4 protein-coding genes are annotated in these 4,577 nt (G+C 57.1%); all 4 read left to right on the top strand.

Annotation, left to right across the window (positions count from 1 at the left end):
• Positions 1-181 precede the first annotated feature (181 nt).
• Entirely contained in the window at positions 182-1,801 is a 1,620-nt protein-coding gene (locus tag QZL67_RS07030; RefSeq protein ID WP_022290030.1) for an ATP-binding protein, read from the top strand.
• Complete coding sequence (locus QZL67_RS07025) at positions 1,789-2,490, top strand: response regulator (protein WP_022290029.1); 702 nt, start codon at positions 1,789-1,791, stop codon at positions 2,488-2,490. The genes QZL67_RS07030 and QZL67_RS07025 overlap by 13 nt, the downstream gene beginning before the upstream one ends.
• Positions 2,487-3,380, top strand: a complete 894-nt coding sequence (locus QZL67_RS07020; RefSeq protein ID WP_022290028.1) for a LysR family transcriptional regulator — start codon at positions 2,487-2,489, stop codon at positions 3,378-3,380. The genes QZL67_RS07025 and QZL67_RS07020 overlap by 4 nt, the downstream gene beginning before the upstream one ends.
• 143 nt (positions 3,381-3,523) lie before the next feature.
• A partial coding sequence (locus QZL67_RS07015) for a sugar ABC transporter ATP-binding protein (protein WP_292920058.1) occupies positions 3,524-4,577 on the top strand: 1,054 nt, incomplete at its 3' end.

Genomic DNA, 4,577 nt, shown 5'->3' with positions numbered 1-4,577 from the left:
GGAGCTTTGCTCCGGCGGCTCTTGCTGCCTATCCGGGCAGACGCTGGGTGACAATTGGGCCTGCCCTGTGCTATAATGACAAAAATCGACACGGTACAGGCGGCCCGGGGACCTGTTGAAGATTCCCGGGCGTTTGTGCGGCTGGATGCTGGGAAACTGACGGCGAGGGGGAAGAAGAGACATGCTGAAAAAGCGGATGGATATTGAAAAACAGCTCTATCTCTTTCAAATTTTTGGGATTGTAGTGACGGCGGCGCTTTGTCTGGTGCTGATGATCTCCGTGACGCTGAGCCGCAACAACCGCCAGCAGGAAGAGGAACTGCTGGAAGAGTGCACCACACTGACGCGGGCAAAAAATGTTGTGGAATCCCTGGAGACCGGTGTGGGCGACGAGTATCTGAGCAATTATCTGAATATCTACATCAAATCCATCGCGAACCTGGATTTTGTGGCGGTATGCGATACGGAAAATACCTGCCTTTATTACCCAAACCGGGCATTTATAGGGCGGACGCTCCGCTTCGGCGGCGAAGACCGGGTGCTGGCGGGAGAGGGGCCCTACATCGTTACGGTGGCCCGTACCGGATACGAACTGGAGATGGCCTATGCCCCGGTGAAAAACCAGGCTGGGGACCTGCTGGGCTATGTGATCTTGTCGGTATTTCACCAGTCCTCGGCGGAGGATATGCAGCATCTGCTGTACGGCTATGTCGCTATTTCGTTTGGCACGGCGTTTCTGGGGATCTTTGTGTCCATCTCCATCCGCCGCCGGACGCTGCGGGTCCTCCAGGGCCGGCGGGTAGAGGAATATCGCCGTCTGGCTGATGAGCGCAACGAAGTGCTGGATGCACTGGACGAGGCCATCGTGGCCATCAACCTCAAGGGTGAAGTGATCATGATGAACAAGGCATTTTTGAAGATGCTGGGCTGTTCGGAACGGCTGCTGCACTATGAGGGGGCACTGAAGGATATTTTTCCGGAGACGGCGCTGCTGCATGTGCTGGAGACCGGGACCGCGCAGTACAATATCAGCGTCCATATTCATGGCGGGGATTATGTGGCCAGCCGCATCCCTGTCTATGAAAACGGCCGGCTGATCGGCGCGGCGTCGATTTCCCGGAACGTGACGGAGGTCCGGCGTCTGGCCCAGGAGCTGACGGAGACCAACCAGATGGTGGACACGCTGCGCTCGTTCAACCATGAGTTCAACAACAAGCTCCATGTGATTCTGGGGTACTTGGAGCAGCAGGATGCCACCGAGGCGAAAAACTTTATCATCAATCACGTGGGGGCGGCCTCCGTCAATATCGCGAAGGTCACCAAGGAGATCGAATCCACCGGTATCGCGGCCATTATCATCGGAAAAATGGTGGAAGCCGGGAGCTGCGGGATCAAGCTGGAGCTCCAGGCGGACAGTTACTGCAAAAATTTGACCAGGGGAGTGTCCTTTGACTGCTATGTTACAGTGCTGGGAAACCTGCTGCAAAACGCCATTGACGAACTGCGCCAGAGCAGCGCAGGGGTAAAGGAGATCGGTCTGGGGTTGTTTATCGACGAACAGTATACGATTCTCACTGTGACGGATACCGGCCGGGGAATGTCCGGGGAGGTTCGGGAGCATTTATTCGAAAAGAACTTTTCTACAAAGGGCGCCCAGCGGGGAACAGGACTGTTTTTGGTCAAAGAACTGGTGGAGAAGTACGACGGTACGGTAGAGGTAGACACAGAGCGGGGAGAGGGAACCTCCATCACGGTGTCTTTCCGCTGCCGTGAGGAACAGGAGACGCCATGTACCGAGTAATCATTGTAGAAGACGAGCCGGAGATCGCCCGGGGGACCAAGGAGTATGTGGAGCGGAATCCGGAGTTTCAGGTCAAGGCGATCTTCTCCAATGGGCAGGAGGCGCTCAACTATATCTGGCTCAATCCCGTAGATCTGATCCTGCTGGATTTGTTCATGCCCAAAATGAACGGAAAGGAATTTTTATACCGCCTGCGCAAGGAAAATCTCCAGGTGGATGTGATCGTTGTGACAGCGGTGAACGACGCGGAAAATATCCGGGAGGTGCTGCCCTTTGGTGTGGTGGATTACCTGCTCAAGCCCTTTGCGGGGGACCGCTTTGCCAAGGCACTGGAGCGCTTTGTACAGCGCCGCCAGGTGATCAACGCCATGAGCGGACTGGATCAGCAGGGGATTGACGCGCTCTTTTCCAGTGGTCTGAAGGAGCAGGAACTCTCCCGTCAGGAACGTCTTGAGCGCAAGGGACTCAAAGCCCACGACTACCAGATGCTTCTGGATTGCCTGGATGCCTGCCCGGAACGGGCGTTTACGGCGGAGGAGCTGGCTGAAATCGTGGGGATGTCCCGGGTGGCCGTGCGGCGGTATCTCAGCGAGATGATCGAAGGCCATGAGGCGTCCAGCCGTGTGGATCTGACAGAGGACGCCCGGCCGGTCATGGTGTATCAGCGTGCAGGGAAAGGAGCGATATGACCCTTAAGGAAATTCAGTATCTGCTGATGGTGGCCAACTGCGCATCCATCAGTGAGGCGGCAAAGCAGCTCTATGTGGCGCAGCCCAGTTTGACCCACGCGATCCAATCTGTGGAAAAAGAGGTGGGATTTCGGATCTTTGAGCGGGGCCGGTCCGGCGTGACGGTAACGGAGCGGGGCGGGGAATTTCTGGAAGATATCCGGACGGTCTTCGATCAGATGGCGGCAGTACAGGCGAAGTACGTGGAAAAACGTCCGGAGCGGAAGGTGTTTTCCGTCAGCATGCAGCACTTTTCACTGGCGGGGGCCGCGTTTGCCCGCTTTTTGCGGGAGCTGGAGGAACCGTATTACAACGCCAAATTCCTGGAGGGTCGGATGCAGGATGTGATTGCGGACGTGGCGGCGGGCCGCAGCGAGATCGGCTTTTTGCACTTTGCCGATGAGAAGGAGCCTATGATTCTTCGGGAACTGGACAATGAGGAGCTGGAGTTTTACGCCATTACCCACACCGCCCCCTGTGTGCTGCTGCGGGCGGACCACCCTCTGGCGGAAAAAGAGCGGCTGGGAAGGCCGGACCTGGACCCCTATCCCCTGGCGTCCTATGACCGGGGGAACAGCGGGACCGCCCTTTTTTCGGAGGAGGGGGTGCTGCTGCTTCAGTCGGATCGCCAGATCACCGTCAACGACGGACTGATGCTGGCGCAGGTGCTCACATCCACCTGGGCCTGTGCGGTGGGACTCCCGCTGATGGCGGGAGAGCTGAGTAAATACAATATCATTACCCGCCCGCTGGAGGATGTCAAGCCGCTGCGGGTGGGCTGGATCAAAAAGGCGGGCACGGTTCTGCGCCCCCTGGCAAAGCAATATCTGCGAACGCTGAATCCGGACTGAGCGGCGGCGCATGTGAGGTGCGTATCCATAGATTGAATCTATGGATACGCATGCTTTTTAGATATTTGCACAAAAAAACGGGCCGTGCTATAGTTTTTTTATAAACAAACGACAGGCTGCGGCCGGCAGAAGGGGTGAGAGGCGTGAGTGAGATCCTGATACAAGCCACAAACATCAAGAAAGTATTCTCCGGTGTGGTGGCGATCGAGGGTATCGACTTTGAGCTGCGGCAGGGAGAGGTTCACGCGCTGATGGGAGAAAACGGCGCCGGAAAGTCCACACTTTCCAAGATCATCGCCGGAATCTACCAATCGGATGGCGGAGAGCTGAAGGTGAATGGAAAGGTGGAGAGCTTTTCCAGCGTGCGGGAAGCGGTGGACCACGGTGTTTCCATCGTGACGCAGGAATTCAGTTTGCTGCCGGATCTCTCGATTGCAGAAAATATTTTCCTGGCAGACAAGACCTACTACCGCTGCGGATTTGTGGCGGATAAGAAGGCCATGGCGGACAAGACGCGGACGCTGCTGGCGCTGTTCGGCATGGAAAACTCCATTGATCCGTACGCAAAGGTATCCCAGCTTTCCGTGGCGCAGATGCAGGTCATTGAGATCCTCAAGGCGGTGTCCACACAGGCCCGGGTCATCATTTTGGACGAACCAACGGCATCCCTTTCCGTCAAGGAGATCGAGATCCTCTTTGACATTGTCCGCAAACTCAAGGCCGAGGGCGTGGGCTTTATCATCGTCTCCCACAAGATCAACGAGATCTACGAAATTTCCGACCGGATTACGGTCCTGCGGGATGGACGGCTGATCCTCAAGGGTGTGGATACGGCGGGCCTTGCACAGGACGAGCTGATCCGCGCCATGGTGGGCCGGGAGGTCAAGGACCTCTACGGTGCCGGAGATACCACCGAAAGACCGGACTGGCGGGAGGGCCCCGTGGTCTTTGAGGCCCGGGGGATCACAGACCAGAACAACTATGTGCAGGATATTTCCTTCCAGGTGCAGCAGGGCGAAATCGCCGGTTTTTCGGGCCTGGTGGGTGCCGGACGTACTGAGCTGATGCGGGCAATCTTCAACGTCGATCCCCGGAACGCAGGACAGGTGCTGGTGGACGGAAAGGAGATCACCGGCAAGAGTATTCGGGCGTCCATCGCGGCGGGACTTGGCTTTGTGCCGGGGGGCCGGAAGAGCG

Origin of the sequence: Oscillibacter sp. CAG:155 (assembly GCA_000436875.1) — a bacterium.
GTDB lineage: Bacteria > Bacillota > Clostridia > Oscillospirales > Oscillospiraceae > Oscillibacter.
This window is presented reverse-complemented; position numbering and strand designations above follow the sequence as displayed.